The following is a 20,854-nucleotide window of genomic DNA, read 5'->3' as shown; positions in this document are numbered from 1 at the left end:
CGCTGAGCGAGCGAGTGCCGACAAGACGGAATGCGTCTGGCCGGTCACCGCCGTTTCAGCCTTGCCGCCGGCGCGGCGGCGTGCTCATGCGATGCGTTGGCGCGCGCTCAGCGGTACTGGCCCGCGTACTTCAGTACCTTGTCGACATTGGCCTTCGTGATGAAGCCCGGGCCCGAGCCGATATTGCGCGGCCCATACGACGGCGCGAGCCCATAGGTCGCAAGACGCTCCTTGAACTTCGGATTCGCCTGCAGGATCTCGCGGATCTTGGCGGGGTCGGTGGTGTGGTCCTTCTTCACGATCGCGAGCACCGCAACCGGGATATAGCCCTGCAAGTACGGCTGCTGGTCGATCGCGAACTGGATCGTGCCGTCCTGGATGCCCTTGGCGATGTCGCTGTCGAAGTCGAACGTCGCGAACCAGATCTTGCCCGCGAGGCCCATCTGTTGCAGCGCCTTTAGCGTCGGATCGGCCGACAGCGGACCGAGCGTCAGCACCGCCTGGGTGTCCGGGTGATTGCGCAGGAACGCGCTGACCTTCGACTGCACGCCGGTCGGGTCCTGGCCCGTGTCGAGCGTCGAGGTCTTGAAGTTGGCGCCGATCGCTTCGGCGAAACCGCGGCAGCGTTCGAACGAAGCCGGGTTCGTCGCGTAGTGATTCACGCACAGGAACGACTTGATCCCCGCGGCCTTCGCCTTTTCTCCGGCGGCCTTGCCGGCCGCGTATTCGGGCTGGCCCACGTGCATGATCGCGCCGAGCTTCGCGCTTTGCTCCTCGGTGCCCGAATTGATCGTGACGAGCGGAATGTGTTTCTCGGTGACCTTCCCGATCGAACTCTTCAGCACGTCGAAGTCGGCGATCGATACGATCACGCCGTCGTAATTGCGCGCGGCCGCCTGTTCGACGAGACGCGCCATGTCGGCGATGTCGCCGTTCGGCGGGTTGCGGTAGTCGGTCTGAACGTTGAAGTCCTCGTCGGCCTGCTTGATCGCGTTTTTAATCGTGTTCCACCACGAGTCCGAATCCGGCGCGTGGCTGATCAGCACGAAGTGGGCGTCCGCCGCGCGGGCGGCCGAGGCCGCACCGAATCCCGTCGCCAACGTCAACGCCGTCACCAGAATCCTGAGCGTTGCCTTGCCTCTGCAAAGTCTCATTGTCTCCACCTTTCTCGATCTGTCGTTCGTTATTGAGGGAGCGCCTGGCGAGACCGCGGTGCCATCGCTCACGACCAAGATTAGGTCATCTTGCGCCGCCTTGCAAAGAAAATTTCACGATAAATAAAAATGGAAAATACGTTCCATTTGACGAGGCCGCTGCCTATAATCGGCAACGTCCGAAGCGTGTTGCGGCGGTTCGCGGCGCGTCTGCCGCATTGCAGGAAACCCCGAGAGGCAGTCATGGCGGAACAGATCACCGAAGAGGCGGTGCCGAGCGTCGACGAATTGATGCAGCGCATCGCGGTTATCTACGAGTCGCTCCCGCGCCAGTTGAAGAGCGTGGCGACGTACATCGAGCAGCATCGCTCGAGCGTGATGATGGATCGCACAAGCGATATCGCCGCGAGCTGCGGCGTGCATCCGTCGGCGGTCGTGCGCTTTGCGCAGCGCTTCGGCTTTTCCGGCTTCTCCGATCTGCAGGCGGTGTTTCGTCAGGCGTATACCGGGCAAGGCGTGTCGTCGCCGAGCTATCAGCAGCGCATCCGCAAGCTGATCGACGAGAAGCCGGGCACCTTGTCGGGCGGCTCGGTCGCGCGTGAATTCATCGCCGCGTCGCGCGGGGGACTCGAAGAACTCGAAGCGGGGCTCGATGACAAGCAGTTCGACGCCGCCGTAAAAATGCTGCAGCAGGCCGATAACATCTATGTGGTCGGTGTGCGGCGCTCGTTTCCGGTCGCGAGCTACATCGTCTACGCGTTGCAGCATACGCACAAGCGCGTGCATCTGGTGTCCGGTTTCGGCGGCATGTACCGCGAGCAGATCCGCAGCGTGAAAAAGGGCGACGTGGTGATCGCGATCAGCTTCGCGCCGTACGGCAAGGAGACCCAGTACTGTCTGCGCGTCGCGCATCATCATCAGGCGAAGACGCTCGTCATTACGGATAGCCAACTATCGCCGCTCGCGCGCTACGCGAGCACGCAGCTGTACGTGAAAGAGGGCAGCGCATTCGCGTTCCGCTCGCTGACCAGCACGATCTGCTTGTGCCAGGCGCTCTTCATCGCGCTCGCGTACAAGCTCGAACTGAACGTTGAAGAATCCAACGACACTGGAGGCTACGATGACTGACGCGGTAAATCCGATCGACGTCGCGCTGTTCGGCGCGGGACGCATCGGCAAGATCCATGCGGCGAATCTCGCACGGCAGCCGGGTGTGCGGCTCAAGTACGTGGTCGACGTGAATCGCGAGGCCGCGGCCGCGCTGGCCGCGCAGCATGGCGCGCAGGTCGCCGACGTCGACGGCGCGATCGGCGACGCGTCGATCGGCGCGACCGTGATCTGTTCGAGCACCGACACGCATGCGGACCTGATCGTCAAATCGGCCGCGCAAAACAAGCACGTCTTCTGCGAGAAGCCGGTCGATCTGACGTTGGAGCGTGCGCGGATGTGCGCGCAGGCCGTGGAGCGCGCGGGCGTCGTCTGCATGATCGGCTTTCAGCGGCGCTTCGATCCGACGTTTTCCTCATTGAAGGCGCGCCTCGACGCTGGCGAGATCGGCACGCCGGAAATGCTGGTCGTGACGAGCCGCGATCCGGGCGCGCCGCCGCTCGAGTACATCCGCCACTCGGGCGGCATCTTCAAGGACATGCTGATTCACGACTTCGACATCTTCCGCTGGATTCTCGACGACGAAGCCGACACGCTGCACGCCACCGGCAGTTGCCTCACCGATCCCGCGATCGCCGACGCGGGCGACATCGATTCGACCGCGGTGACGATCCGCACCAAGCGCGGGCGCCTGTGTCAGATCAACACCACGCGCCGCGCGGCCTACGGCTACGACCAGCGCTTCGAAGTGCTCGGCAGCGCCGGCATGCTGCAAGCGGGCAACGTGCGGCCGACCGAGGTCACCGCTTACTCGAAAACGGAAGTTTCGACCGACGTGCCCGAGGCGTTCTTCCTCGAACGCTATCGCGCGGCGTACGCGCTCGAAATCGCGCATTTCTTTGACGCGCTCACGCACGGCAAGCCGGTGCGCACGACCGTCGCCGATGGCCTGAAAGCGCTGGAACTCGCGGAAGCCGCGACGCGTTCCTGGCGCGAGGGCCGCGCGATCAAACTCGGCGAGGCAGCGCGATGAAGCCCGCCACGGAGCGTTTGCGGATCGGCGTGGTCGGCCTTGGGCGGCTCGGCAAGCGGCATGCGGAGAATCTCGCTTATCGGGTGCCGGGCGCGACGCTCGCGGCCGCCTGCAGTCCGCTGCAAGACGAGCTTGCCTGGGCGCGCGATGCGCTGCATCAGTCGCTCGATGCGCCGCGTTTGTACGCCGATTACACGGAGCTGCTCGCCGATCCGCACGTCGACGCGGTGTGGCTCGTCACGCCGTCGTCGCTGCACGCGCAGCAGATCGTCGACGCGTTGCAGGCAGGCAAGCATGTGTTCTGCGAAAAGCCGCTGTCGCTGGAGATCGCGGAATGCGAGCGCGTGCTGGCCGAAGCGGCGCGCTATCCGCACTTGCAGGCGACGATCGGCTTCATGCGCCGCTTCGATCCGAGCTACCGCGACGCGTTCGAGAAGATCGCCGCCGGTCGGATCGGCCTGCCGTTCCTCGTGCGCTCGCAAACCACCGATCAAAACGACAACGACGGCTTTTTCGTGCGCTTCGCGGCGACCTCGGGCGGCATCTTTCTCGACTGCACGGTGCATGACATCGACGTCGCCCGCTGGCTGCTCGGCAAGCCGCGTGCGACGCGCGTGTTCGCGGCGGGAACGGTCGCGCTGCACGACGGTCTGCGCGAATTCGGCGACGTCGATAACGGCGTCGCGATCTGCGAGTTCGAGGGTGGCAAGCTCGCGATGTTCTACGCCTCGCGCACCCAGGCGCACGGCAACGACACGCATAGCGAAATAATCGGCACGGCGGGCGCACTGACGGTCGGCCGCAATCCGCGCGCGAATCGCGTCGAGATCTACGACGCGAGCGGCATTCGCAACGAATGCACGCCGAACTTTTTCGACCGGTTCGAGGACGCGTTTCTGCACGAGGCACGCGCGTTCGTTGCGTCGGTGCAAAACGGGGCAGGCAAGGGCGATGCGGCATCGAGCGGCGCGACGCTTGCCGATGCGCTCGAAGCGACGCGCATCGGCCTGGCGCTGCGCCAATCACTGCAAAGCGGCGAGGCGGTGACGCTGTAGCGGCGCTCGCCGCCGCGCGCTGCCCGGCGGCGGCGCCCGGTCTGCGGTAGAATTTGACCCTCTGTCCGGCGTCTTCAGCGACGCCTCGTCCCGAAGGTCATCGTCGATGCAAATTCAGATTCACAAGGAAGTCGATGCGCGCGGGCTCATGTGCCCGCTGCCCATCCTGCGCGCCAAAAAGGCGCTTGCCGACATGGAAAGCGGCCAGATTCTGAAGGTGCTCGCCACCGATCCCGGCTCGCAGCGCGATTTTGCCGCGTTCGCGAAGCAGACCGGCAACGAGATCGTCGAAAGCTCCGCGCACGACAAGGTGTTCACGTTCCTGATGCGGCGCCGGTGAACGGCAGTCGGTAAAACCGTCCGTCCGATGTAAAAAAGAAGGCGCCGTCCCCTTTTAAGCGGGGACAGCGCCTTCTTCGTTTCAGCCGTTCTTTCGGTCTCAGCCTTCGAGCACCGGCGAGCGGGTGCGCAGATATTCTTCGAAATCGGCGGCCACTTCCGGGTGACGCAGCGCGAACTCGACCGTCGCCTTCAGATAGCCGAGCTTGCTGCCGCAGTCGAAACGGGTGCCGTGATACTTGTATGCGAGCACCTGTTCGTCGGCGAGCAGCGACTGGATCGCGTCCGTCAGCTGTAACTCACCGCCCGCGCCCGGCTTGATAGAGCGCAGATGATCGAAGATGCGCGGCTTCAACACATAACGGCCCACCACGCCGAGGTTCGACGGCGCCACGCTCGGCTCCGGCTTTTCGACGATGCCCGACATCTTGATGATCGAATCCTCCCATTCCTTGCCGTCGACGATGCCGTACGACTTCGTGTCTTGGGGCGGGATCTCTTCGACGCCGATCACCGAGCTGTGATAGTGATCGAACACCTCGATCATCTGGGTCATCACGGGCGGGGTGCCGTACAGCAGGTCGTCGGCGAGAATGACCGCGAACGGGTTGTCGCCGACCAGCTTCTCGGCGCATAGCACCGCGTGGCCGAGGCCCAGCGCCTCCGCCTGGCGCACGTAGAAGCAGTCCACATGGCTCGGCTTGATGCTGCGCACCAGTTCGAGCAGCTTGTCCTTGCCGCGCGCCTCGAGTTCGGCCTCGATCTCATAGGACTTGTCGAAATGGTCTTCGATCGCGCGCTTGCTGCGGCCCGTGACGAAGATCATTTCGGTGATGCCGGCCGCCATCGCCTCTTCGACCGCATACTGAATCAGCGGCTTGTCGACGATCGGCAGCATCTCCTTCGGGCTAGCCTTGGTGGCGGGGAGGAAGCGGGTGCCAAGACCTGCCACCGGAAAAACCGCCTTCGTAACTTTTAGCATGTGAATACCCTGAGTCCTCGGTTTAAGTCCTTGCCCGCCGTTGAGGTGGGCGGGCGCGTCGGTCAGGCCGGCAAGCGGGCCAGTTGTGCTTTCAGCTTGCCGACGGTGGCTTCGAAATCGGCAAGCCGTTTCTGCTCCTGTTCCACGACCGCCGCCGGCGCCTTCGCAACGAACGCCTGATTCTGCAACTTGCCGTTGCATTTGACGATTTCGGCGCTCAATCGCGTGATCTCTTTCGACAGGCGCTCCCGTTCGACCGCCGCGTCGATTTCGACCTTCAATACCAGCTTGTCGGTTCCTACGATAGCAATTGGCGCGCCATCCGCCTGGGCGTCGAGCGCGGCTTCGTCGGCGATGATCTGCACCTCGGACAGCCGCGCCAACGCTTGAGCGTAAGGTGCGAAAGTGCGAAGACGCTGCGCATTGCCGGTGGCGAACAACGGCACCTTGACCGCCGGCGACAGGTTCATTTCACCGCGCAGATTCCGGCATGCATCGATCACCGCTTTAAGATCGGCCGCCCACTGCTCGGCGTCTTCGTCCAGCTTCGACAGGTCCGCCACGGGGTACGGCTGCACCATGATGGACGCCTCGCCGTCGGCCTTGCCTTCGGGGTAGCGCCCTGCGAGCGGCGCCACTTTCTGCCACAGCGCTTCGGTGATGAACGGAATCACCGGATGCGCGAGGCGCAACACCGTTTCGAGCACGCGCAGAAGCGTACGGCGCGTTGCGCGCTGCTGGTTCGGCTGACCCGTCTGGATCTGCACTTTGGCGAGTTCAAGGTACCAGTCACAATATTCGTCCCATACGAACTTGTATAGGGCGTTGGCCACATTGTCAAAACGATAGTCGGAAAAGCCCTTGACGACTTCCGCCTCTACGCGCTGCAGTTGCGAGACGATCCAGCGGTCGGCCGGCGAGAAGTGCAGATGGCCTTCCGGCCCGCATTCGCCACATTGCGCCGGCTGGCCGAAACCGCAGTCATGGCCTTCGCAGTTCATCAGCACGAAGCGCGTGGCATTCCACAGCTTGTTGCAGAAGTTGCGATAGCCTTCGCAGCGTGCGAGGTCGAAATTGACGTTGCGGCCGAGCGTGGCCATCGACGCCATCGTAAAGCGCAGCGCGTCGGTGCCGAACGCCGGAATACCGTCCGGAAACTCCTTGCGGGTCTTCTTTTCGATCGACGCGGCCTGCTTCGGATTCATCAGGCCGGTGGTGCGCTTCGCGACGAGCGCGTCGAGATCGATGCCGTCGACGATATCGATCGGGTCGAGCGTGTTGCCCTTGCTCTTCGACATCTTTTGGCCTTCGGCGTCGCGCACCAGACCGTGCACATACACCGTCTCGAACGGCACCTTGCCGGTGAAGTGCGTGGTCATCATGACCATGCGCGCGACCCAGAAAAAGATGATGTCGAAGCCGGTGACGAGCACCGACGACGGCATGAAGTGCTTGAGCTCTTCCGTTTGATTCGGCCAGCCGAGCGACGAGAACGGCACGAGAGCCGACGAGAACCACGTGTCGAGCACGTCTTCGTCGCGCTTGAACGCGCCCGTGTAGCCGGTGGCGACGGCCTTCGCGCGCGCTTCTTCCTCGGTCCTGGCGACGAACACTTCGCCGTTCTCGCCGTACCATGCCGGGATCTGATGACCCCACCACAGCTGACGCGAGATGCACCAGTCCTGGATGTTTTCGAGCCACTGGTAGTACGTGGTGGTCCAGTTTTCCGGCACGAACTTGATCTGGCCGTTGCGGACCACGTCCAGCGCCGTCTCGGCGATCGATTTGCCCGGGTTGAACGTACCCTCGGGCGCCGGCTTGCTCATCGCGACGAACCACTGGTCGGTCAGCATCGGCTCGATCACGACGCCGGTGCGGTCGCCGCGCGGCACCATCAGCTTGTGCGGCTTGACCGATTCGAGCGCGCCGAGCGCCTCGAGATCGGCGACCACCAGCTTGCGGGCTTCGAAACGATCGAGGCCGCGGTACTTCTCGGGCGCGTTGCCGTTGATCTTCGCGTCGAGCGTGAGGATTTCGATTTGCGGCAGCTGGTGGCGCAGGCCGACCTGGTAGTCGTTGAAATCGTGCGCGGGCGTGACCTTGACGACGCCGGTGCCGAATTCGCGGTCGACGTAGTCGTCGGCGATGATCGGCACTTCGCGGTTCGACAGCGGCAGCGTGACGGTCTTGCCGATCAGGTGCGCGTAGCGCTCGTCTTCCGGGTGCACCATGACGGCGGTGTCGCCGAGCATGGTTTCCGGACGGGTCGTGGCGACGGTCAGATGGCCCGAGCCGTCGGTCAACGGATACTGGATGTGCCACAGGTGGCCGTTTTCTTCCTCGCTGACCACTTCGAGGTCGGAGACGGCGGTGAGCAGCACCGGGTCCCAGTTCACGAGGCGCTTGCCGCGATAGATCAGGCCCTGTTCGTACAGACGCACGAACACGTCGCGCACGGCGGCCGACATCTTGTCGTCCATCGTGAAGTATTCGCGCGACCAGTCGATCGACGCACCGAGACGACGCACCTGATTCGTGATGGTCGAGCCGGACTGCTGCTTCCACTCCCACACGCGCTCGACGAACTTCTCGCGGCCGAGGTCGTGGCGCGAGACGCCCTGCGCGTCGAGTTGCCGTTCGACGACGATCTGCGTGGCGATGCCCGCGTGGTCGGTACCCGGCACCCATAGCGTGTTCTCACCGAGCATACGGTGATAGCGCGTGAGGCCGTCCATGATGGTCTGGTTGAACGCGTGGCCCATGTGCAGCGTGCCGGTGACGTTCGGCGGCGGCAGCTGGATCGAGAAATCCTTGCGGTTCGCGTCGAAGGAGGGCGCGGCGTAGGCGCGCTTTTCCCATTCAGGGCCCCAGTGGGCTTCGATGGTGTGAGGTTCGAAGCTTTTTGCAAGCGTCGAGGTGGGGTCGCTCGGGGTGTCGCTCATGTTTCTCGTTAAAGGCAGGATTTTGGATTCGGGGAATGGTTGATTATAGCTGGACGGGGTTTTTTGCCGGCTGGCATGGGGTGGACTGGGGGGCGCTTTTTTCCTTGTTCTGGCTTTGTTGCCTTTCCTTGCTTTGTTGTCGGTCTATTGGCGTTGCCCCTGTGCGGGGCGGCACCTACTTTCTTTGCTGCTGCAAAGAAAGTAGGCAAAGAAGACAGCTTTACACCGCCAGCTCATAAGCGGGTCCCCTGGCTTGGAAGGGGCAGTGGTGCATCTGGAATCCGTGCTCCCGCACATTCCACGGCAGTGACAAAGCCGTCATCCTTCCCACTCCGCACTGCGTGCGTCGCGGACGGGTCTGCGAGGGAAACCGACCGATGGTTTGGGAACGGGGTTTCGGCGCGCGCAGCGCCGCCGGAAGAATGACTGCTTTGTCACTACGGCTGAATGTGCGGGAGCACGGATTCCAGATGCACCACTGCCGGAGGCGGACCGAGGGACCCGCTTAAGAATTGGCGGTGTGAGCTGTCTTCTTTGCCTACTTTCTTTGCAGCAGCAAAGAAAGTAGGTGCCGCCCCGCACAGGGGCAACGCCAATAGACCGACAAGAAATCAAGGAAAGGCCAACGAGGCCAGAACAACGAAAGACACAACCAGGCCAGAACAAGAAAAAAGCCAAAAAAGCGCCGCCCCCGCCGGGGCATATAATGTCCCCCGAACTGCGCTCCGCGAAAAAATGCCCGACCTCCTCTCCAATCTAAACCCCGAACAACACGCCGCCGTCACACTCCCGAATGAGCCCGCCCTGATCCTGGCGGGCGCGGGGAGCGGCAAAACCCGCGTCCTGATCACCCGCATCGCGTGGCTGATCCAGCAAGGCCTCGCGTCCCCCGCGACCATCCTCGCGGTGACCTTCACCAACAAAGCCGCCCGCGAAATGATGGCGCGCCTGTCGGCGCTATTGCCGATCGACACGCGCGGTATGTGGATCGGCACGTTCCACGGCCTGTGCAACCGCATGCTGCGCGCGCATCACCGCGACGCCGGGCTGCCCGCCACGTTCCAGATTCTCGATACCGCGGACCAACTGTCGGCGCTCAAACGCCTGATGAAGGGCCTCAACATCGACGATGAAAAGTACCCGGCGAAAAATCTCCAGTACTTCATCAACAACGCAAAAGAGCAGGGCCTGCGCCCCAAGGACGTCGACGCCACCGACAACTTCAACCGCAAGTTCGTCGAGCTCTACGAAGCCTATGACCAGCAGTGCCAGCGCGAAGGCGTCGTCGACTTCCCCGAACTGCTGCTGCGCTGCTACGAACTGCTCGCGCACAATCCGCCGCTGCGCGCGCATTATCAGGCGCGCTTCCGGCACATCTTGGTGGACGAGTTTCAGGACACCAACAAGCTGCAATACGCGTGGCTCAAGCTGCTCGCGGGTCAGCACAACGCGATCTTCGCGGTCGGCGACGACGATCAATCGATCTACGCGTTCCGCGGCGCGAACGTCGGCAACATGCGCGACTTCGAGCACGAGTTCAACGTGCGCAATCTGATCAAGCTCGAGCAGAACTATCGCTCGCACGGCCATATTCTCGATGCCGCGAACCAGCTGATCGCGAACAACTCGCGGCGTCTCGGCAAGAATCTGCGCACCGACGCGGGCCACGGCGAACCGGTGCGCGTGTATGAATCGGCGACCGATTCGCAGGAAGCCGGCTGGATCGTCGAAGAGATCCGCGCGCTGATCAACACCGGCCTGTCGCGCAGCGAAATCGCAGTGCTTTATCGCAGCAACGCGCAGTCGCGCACGATCGAGCACACGCTCGTCAACGCGGGCATCGCGTATCGCGTGTATGGCGGCCTGCGCTTTTTCGAGCGTCAGGAAGTCAAGCACGCGCTCGCGTATCTGCGCCTGATCGACAACCCGAACGACGACACCGCATTCGGCCGCGTGGTCAATTTCCCCACGCGCGGCATTGGCGCGCGTTCGATCGAACAGATCGCCGACGCGGCGCGTTTGTATAACTGCTCGATGGCCGCGGCGATTCCGTACGTCGCCGGCAAGGCGGGCTCGAGCCTCGCCGCGTTCGCGAACCTGGTCGGCAAAATGCGCGCCGACACGCAGCAGATGAGTCTGCCCGAGACCGTCGAGTACGTGGTCCGCGCGAGCGGTCTCGCGGACTTCTATCAGAACGAGCGCGAAGGCCAGGAGCGGCTCGAAAACTTGCAGGAACTCGTGAACGCGGCCGCCGCGTTCGTCAGCGAGGAAGGCTACGGGCTCGATACGCCCGCGCGCTCGATTCCACTGCGCCCCGGAGCCAGCGCCGCGCCCGAACTCGCGGTCGCGACCGACGATCCGAACACGGTGGTACTCGACGCGCCGGGCATCGCCGATCCGGCGCAAAACCCCGACACGATGACACCGCTCGCGGGTTTCCTGTCGCACGCGTCGCTCGAAGCCGGTGATAACCAGGCGCAGGCCGGCCAGGAAGCGGTGCAGCTGATGACGGTGCACGCTGCAAAGGGGCTCGAATTCACCGCCGTGTTCATCACCGGTCTCGAAGAAGGGCTGTTCCCGCACGAGAACAGCGCGATGGAGTCAGATGGTCTCGAAGAAGAGCGGCGTCTGATGTACGTCGCGATCACGCGCGCGAAGGAGCGGCTGTACCTGTCGTTCGCGCAAAGCCGGATGCTGCACGGCCAGACGCGCTACAACATCCGCTCGCGCTTCTTCGACGAATTGCCGCAGGAAACGCTGAAGTGGCTGACGCCGAAGGTCGAGGCGGGCTCGCGCTGGGGCGGCCGCTCGGACAACGCCGGCTACGGGCGCGACTGGATCGCGCGGCCGGGCTACGGCGGAGGTTCGGCGGCGACGGCGGCGGTGGCCTCCGCGCCGGCACCCGCGTTCGCGAACGCGCAGCGCGCGGCCGAAACGGGCTTCCGGGTCGGCCAGCAGGTGTTCCACACGAAGTTCGGCGAAGGCACGATCACCGCGCTCGAAGGCAGCGGCACCGACGCGAAGGCGCAGGTCCGCTTCAAGCGGCACGGCGAGAAGTGGCTGGCGCTCGCGGTGGCGAAATTGCAGGCGGTCGAATGAGCGCGCCCTTGAACACGAGCCACGCAGGGGCGCGGCCGCTCGGCATCCTGGCCGCGTTGCCGCAGGAACTGGGCGACCTGATCGAAGCGATGCGCGCCGAGTCCGGCGTGCGCACGCTCACGCACGGCCGGCGTGATTACCACCTCGGCACCGTCCACGGCACGCCGTGCGTCGTCACGCTCGCGCGCGTCGGCAAGGTCGCGGCGGCGACGACGGTCAGCGCGCTCATTCACGCGTTCGATGTCGAAGCCGTGGTGTTTACAGGCGTCGCGGGCGGTGTCCGCGGCGACGTGCAGGTCGGCGATATCGTCGTCGCGAGCACGCTGATGCAGCACGATATCGACGCATCGCCGCTGTTTCCGCGCTTCGAGGTGCCGCTGCTCGGCATGTCGCGCTTTGCCGCCGATGCGGCGCTCGCCGAGCGTCTCGCCGCCGCATGTGAGCAGTTCGTCGCCGAGGAAGGCGCGGCCTGCGCGGCCCGGTTCGGCACGCGCGAGCCGCGCGTGCATCGTGGCTTGATCGTCAGCGGCGATCAGTTCGTCGCCAGCGCGGCGGCCGTCGCGGCGCTGCGCGACGCGCTACCCGACGCGCTCGCGGTCGAGATGGAAGGCGCGGCGATCGCGCAGGTCTGCTATGAGTACGGCGTGCCGTGCGCGGTCGTGCGCACGATCTCCGATACCGCCGACGACCACGCGCCGGGATCGTTCGTGTCGTTTCTGACGGGGATCGCGGGGACGTATTCGAACGCGATCCTCGCGCGCTTTCTCGGCGCGCAGCATACCGCGGGTTGAGCAGCCGCCTGTTCGTCCACTTGTTCGTCCGCTTATTTCTTGCCGCCGCCGGCGGCGAGCGCGTCGCGCACCTGCTGCAGCGCAGCCGGATCTTCGATCGTCGGCAGATCGCCCGGTTCGCGACCTTCGGCGAGCGCCGCGATCGCGCGGCGCAATAGCTTGCCGGAGCGCGTCTTCGGTAGCATCGATACCATCACCACGCGCGCGGGGCGCGCAATCGAGCCGAGATGGCGGTCGACCGTCATCGCCAGCTCGGCTTCGAGCCGCGCTCGCTCGCTCGGGTCGCCTTCGCCTTGCGCGCCACGCAGCACGACGAAGGCCATCGCCGCCTGACCCTTGACCGGATCGGTCACGCCGACCACCGCGACTTCCGCGACGGCCGCGTGGCTCGATAGCGCTTCCTCGATTTCGCGCGTGCCGAGGCGATGGCCCGCGACGTTGATCACGTCGTCGGTGCGGCCGAGGATCGTCACGTAGCCGTCCTCGTCCTGCACGCCCCAGTCGAAGGTCGAATAGACCTGCTGGTTCGGCACGCTCGACCAGTAGGTGCTGACGAAGCGCTTGTCGTCGCCCCACACCGTCGACATGCAGCCCGGCGGTAGCGGATAGTCGAGCGTCAGCACGCCTTTTTCACCGGCCGCGCAGGGCTCGCCGGTCAGTTCGTCGCGCACCGTCAGGCGATAGCCGACCGAGGGCACGCCCGGCGAGCCGAGCTTGGACGGCAGTGCCTCGATGCCACGCGCAATCGCGAGCATCGGCCAGCCGGTTTCGGTCTGCCAATAGTTGTCGATCACCGGTTTGTTCAGCGCGTTCGTGATCCACGCGGCGGTCGGTTCGTCGAGCGGTTCGCCGGCGAGAAACAGCGTGCGCAGGCTCGACAGATCGGCTGATTTCATCAGCGCCGGGTCCTGCTTCTTCAGCACGCGTATCGCGGTCGGCGCGGTGAACATCAGATTGATCTTGTGCTGCTCGACGAGCCGCCACCAGACGCCGCCGTCCGGGCGAATCGGCGTGCCCTCGTACATCACGGTGGTCAGCCCCGCGATCAGCGGCGCGTACACGATATAGCTGTGGCCGACCACCCAGCCGACATCGGACGCGGTGAACATCGTGTCGCCGGCCTTGCCCTCGAAGATGTATTCCATCGATGCCGCGAGCGCGACCGCATAGCCGCCGACATCGCGCTGCACGCCCTTCGGCTTGCCGGTCGTGCCCGACGTGTACAGCACGTACGACGGTTCGTTCGATTCGAGCCATTCGCACGGCACATGCGCGTCGAAGAACTGCTCGCGCAGCGGCTCGTAGGCGACGAGATACGGCGCGTTCAGGCGTTCGGGCGCGAGTTGCCGATCGACCAGCAGCACGTGCGGCGTCTTGTGTATGGCGCGCGCGAGCGCTTCGTCGACGAGCGGCGTGTAGTCGACCACCTTGCCGCCGCGCGCGCCGGCGTCGGCCGTCACGATCAGCACCGGCTTCGCGTCGTCGATACGCGCGGCGAGGTTCGGCGCCGCGAAGCCGCCGAACACGACCGAGTGAATTGCACCGAGGCGCCCGCAGGCGAGCATGGCGAACAGCGCTTCGGGGATCATCGGCAGGTAGATCAGTACAACGTCGCCGCGTTTCACGCCAAGCGAGCGCATGACGGCGGCCATCCGGTTGATTTCGGCGTGCAGTTCGGCATACGTGTAATGCCGCTCGATGCCGGTTTCGGTCGATACGTAGATGAGCGCGTTCTGCTTCGCGCGCTCGGCCAGATGGCGGTCGACGGCGTTATGACAGAGGTTCGTGCGGCCGCCGACGAACCAGCGCGCGAACGGCGGCTTCGAACGGTCGAGCACGGTGCCGAACGGCGTGTGCCAGTGAATGCGCTGTGCTTCTTCGCGCCAGAAGGCTTCGGGGTTGTCGATCGAGCGGCGGTGGAAATCGCGGTAGCGGGTCATCGGCGGCGATCCTCATGCGGCGGGAAAGGAACTTTGCACATTGTGCGCCTCGGGCGGCGCGGGTTGTTCGCACAAGCATAGCCACGGGTGGGAGGGTGGGCAAGCGGGTTCGCGGCGAGGGCGAAGGGCAACTGGGAAACGTCGTTCGTCGTCAATTTCATCCGTCGCCCATTTGTTCTTTTTTACTGTCAGGTACGGTATAGGCGGTCAGTATGGCCTTTTTTTTCGTTCCAGATATGAAGGAGGTGGCCATGCCGTCGCCGGATTGCTACGGTCCTCTAACGCACAGGTATTGAAATGCGGAAAAAGAGCGTTGTTCGTCTTTTCGCTGGCGTAGTTGTGCTTGCCCTCGTCGTCGTGGTTGCTGGGTTCTTTTTTCTGTGGAGACGGATGCGGGCCTAGGGCGGTGGCGTGAATTTTTGCGGGTGTTGGCCTTTCCTTGCTTTCTTGTCGGTCTATTAGCGTTGCCCCTGTGCGGGGCGGCACCTACTTTCTTTGCTGCTGCAAAGAAAGTAGGCAAAGAAGACAGCTTTAAACCGCCAGCTCATAAGCGGGTCCCCTGGCTTGGAGGAGGTAGTGGTGCATCTGGAATCCGTGCTCTCGCGCATTCCACGGCAGTGACAAAGCCGTCATGCTTCCCACTCCGCACTGCGTGCGTCGCGGACGGGTCTGCGAGGGAAACCGACCGATGGTTTGGGAACGGGGTTTCGGCGCGCGCAGCGCCGCCGGAAGAATGACTGCCTTGTCACAAGCGCCGAATGTGCGGGAGCACGGATTCCAGATGCACCACTGCCACGCGCGGACCGAGGGACCCGCTTAAGAGTTTGCGGTGTGAGCTGTCTTCTTTGCCTACTTTCTTTGCAGCAGCAAAGAAAGTAGGTGCCGCCCCGCACAGGGGCAACGTCGAGGCTCATGCGTGAATCGCCAGAACCCTTATCCATCAAGGCCTTGGCGCGAATTATAACCTGTTGGCGAGGGGCTAAATCGCGGCGCGAGGACTACGTCGGGACTATCGCCGCGCACTTTCCGCGCGACAGCCGGACCGGCCGCTTTCCCTTGCTGGACGGGGGTTCCGGCCGCACGGCACGCATAGCGGCCTTCTGGACGTCCCGCGCTCCGGTTAGCTGTAGCACACGTGCTTCTGAGCGCCATCGTCATCACGGCCCATCTTGCGCGCGCACCGCCCGCTCTGGAACGGCCGCGCCGTCCGCTATCATGGCGATCCAAATCGCTGCCGGTTCGCCGAATGCGACAAATCGGCGGCAGCCTGATACTGCGACGGTGCTATCCCGCTCAGCTGCGCCGTATCAGCACACGCTGGATTCTTTGGATTAGCCATGAAATCGCGAAAACCACAAGAAGGCTATTACGCAGGTCTCACACAACTGTCCCTACCCGAAGGCGTCGACGAGTTGGATCTCGGAAAGGGGTTGATGCTGCGCAGTACTTACGCGCATCTGATGCAAACCAACATCATGGCGTTCAATCCTCCAAGGCTAAAAGGAGAACACCACGCCGGACCGTGGAAGGCGACATCCACGCACGCGGGATGGGACGTAACGGTCGAACTTTCGATCCCTCGCAGTTATGAGCCGCCTCATGGCCTCTCGTACCACGACGTGGGCAGAACCATCACAGTTTTGATGAGGCTCGTCTGCGATCCAGGAATCCGGCTACTTGTCGAGTCCAACCACTCGCTGTCCAATGGCACGGAACTTGACGACAACGAGATTCGAATAGCCCCGGTCGAATCAACGCCGCAATACATCAGTCTCGGCTTCATCAATCCCGAAGACACGGAGCACGCGGGCGCACGCGTGTCGTGGGTCAAGGCGAACTGGAAGAATGCCGTTGATCTGATGGGAACGCACGGTAACTTCCGGCTGGCGATGGATGCTTTCGCGCTTTCGACCTTCGTTCCGCATCATGCATTAACGCTCATTTCGCTTTGGGGTGCGCTTGAGGCACTATTTTCGCCTTCTACAAGTGAGCTTCGCTTTCGTGTCTCCATCTTGATCGCTTCGTACCTGCACCCGCCCGGCCCTGAACGAGCGAACCTACAAAAGGAGATTTTTGATCTATACGACATGAGATCCGCCGCAGCCCATGGAAAGCCGAAGCACAACCTAGATCACCTCGCCAAGACGTTCAATCTCATCAAGTCCGTCCTGACCAGAATGATCGAAGACAACTTCGTGCCAACGAAAGCGTTCCTCAACGAAAGGCTTATGGGCGTAGAGGTCGCGACTTAAAGAGGCACACATGGCGTTCACCGCATGCGACTCGAAGTGCGACGCTCAACCAACGAAGGAGGGGCGACTTGCCGGGGGGCGGTCTCAAAGATTTTGAGAAGCGGACGGAAACCTTCGAAAAAGGTTTTCTCTCATGTACGCAGTTTGACAGCCGGGGGTCGAATCACCCGCCCCGGACCCCGACCGCACGCGGCCGCATCCCGCGCCGACCGCAGACTCACGCAGACCTGATCCGCCGTCAGTGTCGCGGCTCGCGTGCGCCGGCCATCGCATGCAGGACCGCCGCGTGGTCGAGCAGCCTTTGCGTGGCGACGCGCAGGACGTTGTCCGCCTGGTCGAGGATTGAAGCGGTATCGGTGAGTCCGCGCTTCGCGCGTTCCTCGGCACAGAGCCGGACCAGCAGGTCGCCGAGCGCGCGGCACACGTCGTCGCTGGCGTCCAGCGTCAGGGATTTCGCTTTTTTCATCGTGAGGTCCGCAGACGGGAACACGGACCGTCATTATGCCCGGCGCTCAGGTGTCGCCGTCGCCGAGCAGTCGCGCGAAGGCGTCGAACACGGCAGGATCGGCCAGCGCCTCCTCGAAGGCGGCCTGCTCGAACGGTGTCGGTTCCACGTCAGATACCTGCCGGGTGGATGATGTCGGGTAGCGTGTCGAGTTCAACGTGACGGGCAACGGGTCAGCCCGCTTCGCATACTTCGCAGCAACATGATACTCGCCTCGCGGACTGTGCCTGACCGGTGGGCCGGTGACGCTCAGCGCATCGCGCTCGACGCCGCCGTTATGTCCGGGCCGGGTGCCGCTGCTGGCGTGCAGCGCTGCGGCCACGGCTGCGCGGAATCCGTCGTCGTTCATGACGGCCGCCCGGTGTGCTTCGCGCGCTGTGCGGCCTTGCGTGCCCGGTCGCGTTCGCGGCGGCCCTCGACCGTGGCGGCGGGCGGCATCGGATTCGGTTCGCGCCCGATCCGTCGCGGCACCCAGCGCAGCCGTCCGGTCAGCACATCCTCGACAGCACGACCTATGACCACACTACCGGTATCCATGATCGCCGCTCCGACAGGTTGCGAGTGCAACAATTCTGGAACGTCTGTCCGGCTGGCGCAATAAAAAGACTGTGCAACGCCACAGGAGAAACGTCGCACAGCCAGAGCCAACTACTCGCGGATGCGCGGATATTAGCCACCGCCGCGCCGGTGGTGTTCTAGTCGTCGCGCACGCGCACTCCGCGCGGATAGCGCCTGCGGAATTGGGCCAGCCGCCGTTCAAACACGGCATCGGCCGGTGAGGTCGTGGTTCCGGTGAGTCCGGCCTGCCGGCGTTGCGCGCGATCTTCGGCCAGCTGACGTTCGACCAGCGCTTCGGCGGGCGTGAAGGCGCGCATGTCGGTGATCGTGGCCTCGGGCTGCGCCGGCACCGCGCATAGCGACAGTTCCAGCCATTCCCATTTTGTGAACCGCACGCCGCCGCCCTGCATCGGTTCCGATTCGAGCGGCCGGAAGCCGATGCTGACCGAGCGCAGCAGACCGGCCTTCACGCTGGCCCATGCATCGTCGCACAGGCTTTTCAGCGGTCCGTCCTGCTCGATCTTCGCAATCACGGCCTTGAAGTGAACGCCGAGCTTCGACGCCGCGCCGAGCACCACACTGCCGACGCTTCGGGTGTGATCGTGGCCGACCAGCAGCGGCAGCGGCGTCACGAATTTCACGCCGAGCGGTTCGATCACGTCGCCATACCGGTCCGGGGTCGGTGTCGATGCAGTCCCGCTGATCTCGCGCAGGTCCTCGTTGGCGCTGCGGATGACCAGCAGCGTGCTGGCGTGCTGGATATCGGCCTGTCTCATGATGTCTGCCCCTTGCGTTTCGTTGTGGGCGCATCGTTCCGGCTGATCGCTGCCACGCCGCTTGCCCATCGCGCGTGATCCGGATCGGGCAAAGCCCAGTTGATGTACTGCTCGGCGCGTAGCGCGTAGAGGTTGTTCTGCCAGGTCGCCAGTATCTTCGGCCCGCTGCCGTCGTCGACCGTGATTGCGGCCTGTCCCGTGACGTCGGGCACGAGCGGGCCTTCGTACAGCAGCACCGCGCGCGCATCGATGAGCCCGATCACGCCGGCCGGGATGGCATCCGAGGTGACGGCCACCGTGCCCGCAAGCGTGCCCCCCGTCGCGCTGATCGTGTCGTGACCCAGCAGGTTCAGTCGCGCCGCGAGCGCGGGCGGCATGATGAAACACGAACTGGACAGATCGCCCGCAAAGCCGTCGAGCAGTCCGGTCACATCGGCTTCGATATCGCCGCTGGACGCCACCGCCTCGACGCCGTGGAAGATGCCGCCCGGCGACGCATCGGACGACGCGCTGTTGCCCGCGAAGGTCCGGCTGATCTCGCGGCCCACTGCACGCGCCAGTGCGTTTTCGAGCACGGCATCGCTGCGCTCGTTCACGAACCGGACCAGTTCGGCAGTCGCGATCGTAACCGCCGTGCATTTGCGCACGCCGAAGCGTTGCAGGCTGAACGAGGTGTTGCTGTCGATTACCTTCAGCGCGGCTTCGGCAGTCCATGAAGCGCCCGCGATATCAGTCTCAAGCGTGACGGCGCGGAACGGCACCATTTCGCGGAAGCCGCCGCCCAGCGCATCGCGGATTTTCGTGATCAGGTTCTCTCGCTGCACCAGCGAAACGAAGTCGCCAATCCCGGACAGGCCGATATCATCCGGATCGTCAATGTCGCCGGTCGCGAGCACCGCGGCCTTTGTTGCCAGCCATTGCGTCGCGGGCGAGGCCGCGCCGTAGGCGTTCGTGGCATACGCGCGGGCGTTGCTGACTTCACCACCGACGGCCAGCGCGCGGATCGCCTTCGCGAAAATGAACCGGTTCATTGCCTGCCCCCCGTGAGCGGTCCGCAAGGTGCGGGCCGTCCATCAAGCATCGTGGACGGCAGCGCGCGGACAAACCGCCACTTTCACCAGATTCATCCGTTTCGCCAGTCCGACAGGTATCGCGCAATATCGGCTATCGCATACCATCGCGAGCGACCGGCCATGCGAAAGCGCAGGCGCAGCTTGCCGCATGCGTGCTGCTTCGCGAGCGTCGAGCGCGACGCATAACCGAGGCACGCCGCCGCACCGCTTTCGTTGGTCGAGCCGTCGCCCGCGACCGGATAGCCCCGTTCGCGCACGAACACAAAGAGGCGTGCCTCGAGTCCGGCTTCATCGTCCGTCACGGGTGCCGCCCGTCAGAAAGACGGTACATCTGGTAGTGCATCAAAACCATCGTCCCCGGTAAAGCGCCCAGCCGCTTCGCGGGCGGCTGCGGGGAGTGCCGGTTTCCGGGTGCCTGCGGGGGAGTGCTTCACCGGCGGCGCGGCCGGAGTGGCCTTTGGTGCCTGGTTTGCCTGCCAGTCCGGCGAACTGGAAGCGCGCTCGCGCATCCAGTCCGGCAGGGATTCATAGGCCTCGCAGCGGCCGTCGCGCACGTCATAGCTCGACGGCTTGTAGTACGGCTGCGGCAGGTGCAGCGCTTCGCCGGGTTCAAGCGGCGCCAGCGTGTCAATGTTTACGAAGGTACGGCTGTTGCGCTCGGTGTGAATGACCATTGCACGTGCCCACCGGCCCAGCCGTTCGGACAGGTCCTGTTCTTCGGCCAGGTCATCCGGCTCCACCCCATCCCAGCCACCCAGCAGGCGCCCAAGCTTCGAGCCAGCCGATACCGTCAGGCTCATCGGCATCAGCCAGAGTCGCGGTGGACGGCCCCGGCCCTGTTCATCGAGCGAGGGCTCCCCCGGCAGCGCACAGAGTTCAAATCGCATGGCCACCTGTTCAGTCCCATACTGGGGACTGCGGCCCAGATCGACAAGCTGCACCAGGCACGCGTAATACTCGCCTTCAGGTGTTGGAACGAATTCGGATTTTGAAGTACGGAAGCTCATTGCAGTCTCTCCTTGTGCACTCCTGTGCATTTCGTTGACGCACCATTGCGTCCATCGATGACCTTCTGGCCGGGTGCAGGGGGCGCGCTGGTGCGCATGAAACGCGGTTTTCCCAATTAGGCTATATATCGCGTGATCTACTTTTCTTCTCTCTCTTTATATGTATTACCTGCCTCTAAGAGAAAAAAGCATGCACCACCGTGCACCCGTGCACTAACCCTTGCTGGTGGCGGCTCTGCGA

The 20,854-nt window shown here is 63.9% G+C and carries 18 protein-coding genes; 7 read left to right on the top strand and 11 right to left on the bottom strand.

Annotated elements, in window-relative coordinates; genetic code table 11:
• Nucleotides 1–107: 107 nt before the first annotated feature.
• Nucleotides 108–1,154: a sugar ABC transporter substrate-binding protein gene (locus BJG93_RS10720; protein WP_027198259.1), complete on the bottom strand. Its 1,047-nt coding sequence runs from the start codon at nt 1,152–1,154 to the stop codon at nt 108–110.
• Nucleotides 1,155–1,397: 243 nt separating this feature from the next.
• On the opposite strand from BJG93_RS10720, the gene BJG93_RS10715 reads away from it, so the two are divergent.
• The 4 genes from BJG93_RS10715 to BJG93_RS10700 all read left to right on the top strand — a co-directional run bounded on the left by BJG93_RS10715 (nt 1,398) and on the right by BJG93_RS10700 (nt 4,689).
• Nucleotides 1,398–2,282, top strand: coding sequence for a MurR/RpiR family transcriptional regulator (locus tag BJG93_RS10715; RefSeq protein WP_027198258.1), 885 nt, complete (start codon nt 1,398–1,400; stop codon nt 2,280–2,282).
• Nucleotides 2,275–3,294, top strand: a complete 1,020-nt coding sequence (gene iolG, locus BJG93_RS10710; protein WP_027198257.1) for an inositol 2-dehydrogenase — start codon at nt 2,275–2,277, stop codon at nt 3,292–3,294. Before BJG93_RS10715 ends, iolG begins: the two co-directional genes overlap by 8 nt.
• Entirely contained in the window at nt 3,291–4,349 is a 1,059-nt protein-coding gene (locus BJG93_RS10705; RefSeq protein ID WP_027198256.1) for a Gfo/Idh/MocA family oxidoreductase, read from the top strand. The genes iolG and BJG93_RS10705 overlap by 4 nt, the downstream gene beginning before the upstream one ends.
• Nucleotides 4,350–4,461: 112 nt before the next feature.
• The gene (locus BJG93_RS10700; protein WP_026225937.1) at nt 4,462–4,689 is read left to right on the top strand and encodes a sulfurtransferase TusA family protein; all 228 of its coding nucleotides are present in this window, start codon (nt 4,462–4,464) and stop codon (nt 4,687–4,689) included.
• Nucleotides 4,690–4,788: 99 nt separating this feature from the next.
• On the opposite strand, the gene galU is transcribed toward BJG93_RS10700, so the two are convergent.
• Both galU and BJG93_RS10690 read right to left on the bottom strand, forming a co-directional pair.
• A complete protein-coding gene (gene galU, locus BJG93_RS10695) occupies nt 4,789–5,670 on the bottom strand; it encodes a UTP--glucose-1-phosphate uridylyltransferase GalU (protein ID WP_008921346.1) in 882 nt (293 codons plus the stop codon).
• A 62-nt stretch (nt 5,671–5,732) separates the two neighbouring features.
• Entirely contained in the window at nt 5,733–8,612 is a 2,880-nt protein-coding gene (locus BJG93_RS10690) for a valine--tRNA ligase (RefSeq protein WP_027198255.1), read from the bottom strand.
• A gap of 735 nt (nt 8,613–9,347) precedes the next feature.
• On the opposite strand from BJG93_RS10690, the gene BJG93_RS10685 reads away from it, so the two are divergent.
• Both BJG93_RS10685 and BJG93_RS10680 read left to right on the top strand, forming a co-directional pair.
• The gene (locus BJG93_RS10685) at nt 9,348–11,711 is read left to right on the top strand and encodes a UvrD-helicase domain-containing protein (protein ID WP_027198254.1); all 2,364 of its coding nucleotides are present in this window, start codon (nt 9,348–9,350) and stop codon (nt 11,709–11,711) included.
• Complete coding sequence (locus BJG93_RS10680; RefSeq protein ID WP_027198253.1) at nt 11,708–12,502, top strand: 5'-methylthioadenosine/adenosylhomocysteine nucleosidase; 795 nt, start codon at nt 11,708–11,710, stop codon at nt 12,500–12,502. The genes BJG93_RS10685 and BJG93_RS10680 overlap by 4 nt, the downstream gene beginning before the upstream one ends.
• 32 nt (nt 12,503–12,534) lie before the next feature.
• On the opposite strand, the gene BJG93_RS10675 is transcribed toward BJG93_RS10680, so the two are convergent.
• Complete coding sequence (locus BJG93_RS10675; RefSeq protein ID WP_027198252.1) at nt 12,535–14,442, bottom strand: propionate--CoA ligase; 1,908 nt, start codon at nt 14,440–14,442, stop codon at nt 12,535–12,537.
• Between the two features lie 1,337 nt (nt 14,443–15,779).
• Here BJG93_RS10675 and BJG93_RS10670 point away from each other — a divergent pair.
• Entirely contained in the window at nt 15,780–16,694 is a 915-nt protein-coding gene (locus tag BJG93_RS10670; RefSeq protein WP_027198251.1) for a HEPN domain-containing protein, read from the top strand.
• Between the two features lie 238 nt (nt 16,695–16,932).
• Here the strand turns inward: BJG93_RS10670 and BJG93_RS10665 are convergent, their stop codons facing one another.
• The 7 genes from BJG93_RS10665 to BJG93_RS10635 all read right to left on the bottom strand — a co-directional run bounded on the left by BJG93_RS10665 (nt 16,933) and on the right by BJG93_RS10635 (nt 20,613).
• Complete coding sequence (locus tag BJG93_RS10665) at nt 16,933–17,160, bottom strand: hypothetical protein (protein WP_027198250.1); 228 nt, start codon at nt 17,158–17,160, stop codon at nt 16,933–16,935.
• 46 nt (nt 17,161–17,206) lie between these two features.
• Nucleotides 17,207–17,548, bottom strand: coding sequence for a hypothetical protein (locus BJG93_RS10660; RefSeq protein WP_027198249.1), 342 nt, complete (start codon nt 17,546–17,548; stop codon nt 17,207–17,209).
• Entirely contained in the window at nt 17,545–17,736 is a 192-nt protein-coding gene (locus BJG93_RS10655; protein WP_071336511.1) for a hypothetical protein, read from the bottom strand. Before BJG93_RS10655 ends, BJG93_RS10660 begins: the two co-directional genes overlap by 4 nt.
• 158 nt (nt 17,737–17,894) lie before the next feature.
• Nucleotides 17,895–18,533 (bottom strand): HK97 family phage prohead protease, encoded by a 639-nt coding sequence (locus BJG93_RS10650; protein WP_051374416.1) that lies wholly within the window; start codon nt 18,531–18,533, stop codon nt 17,895–17,897.
• Nucleotides 18,530–19,564, bottom strand: a complete 1,035-nt coding sequence (locus BJG93_RS10645) for a phage major capsid family protein (RefSeq protein ID WP_027198248.1) — start codon at nt 19,562–19,564, stop codon at nt 18,530–18,532. Before BJG93_RS10645 ends, BJG93_RS10650 begins: the two co-directional genes overlap by 4 nt.
• 92 nt (nt 19,565–19,656) lie before the next feature.
• Nucleotides 19,657–19,908, bottom strand: a complete 252-nt coding sequence (locus BJG93_RS10640; protein ID WP_027198247.1) for a hypothetical protein — start codon at nt 19,906–19,908, stop codon at nt 19,657–19,659.
• Nucleotides 19,909–19,920: 12 nt separating this feature from the next.
• A complete protein-coding gene (locus BJG93_RS10635) occupies nt 19,921–20,613 on the bottom strand; it encodes a hypothetical protein (protein ID WP_027198246.1) in 693 nt (230 codons plus the stop codon).
• Nucleotides 20,614–20,854 lie beyond the last annotated feature (241 nt).

It is taken from the genome of Paraburkholderia sprentiae WSM5005, assembly GCF_001865575.2.
GTDB lineage: Bacteria > Pseudomonadota > Gammaproteobacteria > Burkholderiales > Burkholderiaceae > Paraburkholderia > Paraburkholderia sprentiae.
The sequence above is the reverse complement of the archived record's forward strand: the minus strand, read 5'-3'. Positions and strand labels throughout refer to the sequence as shown.

Coding starts and splice junctions, on each gene's coding strand:
- BJG93_RS10720 (WP_027198259.1), bottom strand. CDS start 1,154: ATGAGACTTTGCAGAGGCAAGGCAACGCTCAGGATTCTGGTGACGGCG.
- BJG93_RS10715 (WP_027198258.1), top strand. CDS start 1,398: ATGGCGGAACAGATCACCGAAGAGGCGGTGCCGAGCGTCGACGAATTG.
- iolG (WP_027198257.1), top strand. CDS start 2,275: ATGACTGACGCGGTAAATCCGATCGACGTCGCGCTGTTCGGCGCGGGA.
- BJG93_RS10705 (WP_027198256.1), top strand. CDS start 3,291: ATGAAGCCCGCCACGGAGCGTTTGCGGATCGGCGTGGTCGGCCTTGGG.
- galU (WP_008921346.1), bottom strand. CDS start 5,670: ATGCTAAAAGTTACGAAGGCGGTTTTTCCGGTGGCAGGTCTTGGCACC.
- BJG93_RS10690 (WP_027198255.1), bottom strand. CDS start 8,612: ATGAGCGACACCCCGAGCGACCCCACCTCGACGCTTGCAAAAAGCTTC.
- BJG93_RS10685 (WP_027198254.1), top strand. CDS start 9,348: ATGCCCGACCTCCTCTCCAATCTAAACCCCGAACAACACGCCGCCGTC.
- BJG93_RS10680 (WP_027198253.1), top strand. CDS start 11,708: ATGAGCGCGCCCTTGAACACGAGCCACGCAGGGGCGCGGCCGCTCGGC.
- BJG93_RS10675 (WP_027198252.1), bottom strand. CDS start 14,442: ATGACCCGCTACCGCGATTTCCACCGCCGCTCGATCGACAACCCCGAA.
- BJG93_RS10670 (WP_027198251.1), top strand. CDS start 15,780: ATGAAATCGCGAAAACCACAAGAAGGCTATTACGCAGGTCTCACACAA.
- BJG93_RS10665 (WP_027198250.1), bottom strand. CDS start 17,160: ATGAAAAAAGCGAAATCCCTGACGCTGGACGCCAGCGACGACGTGTGC.
- BJG93_RS10660 (WP_027198249.1), bottom strand. CDS start 17,548: ATGAACGACGACGGATTCCGCGCAGCCGTGGCCGCAGCGCTGCACGCC.
- BJG93_RS10655 (WP_071336511.1), bottom strand. CDS start 17,736: ATGGATACCGGTAGTGTGGTCATAGGTCGTGCTGTCGAGGATGTGCTG.
- BJG93_RS10650 (WP_051374416.1), bottom strand. CDS start 18,533: ATGAGACAGGCCGATATCCAGCACGCCAGCACGCTGCTGGTCATCCGC.
- BJG93_RS10645 (WP_027198248.1), bottom strand. CDS start 19,564: ATGAACCGGTTCATTTTCGCGAAGGCGATCCGCGCGCTGGCCGTCGGT.
- BJG93_RS10635 (WP_027198246.1), bottom strand. CDS start 20,613: ATGAGCTTCCGTACTTCAAAATCCGAATTCGTTCCAACACCTGAAGGC.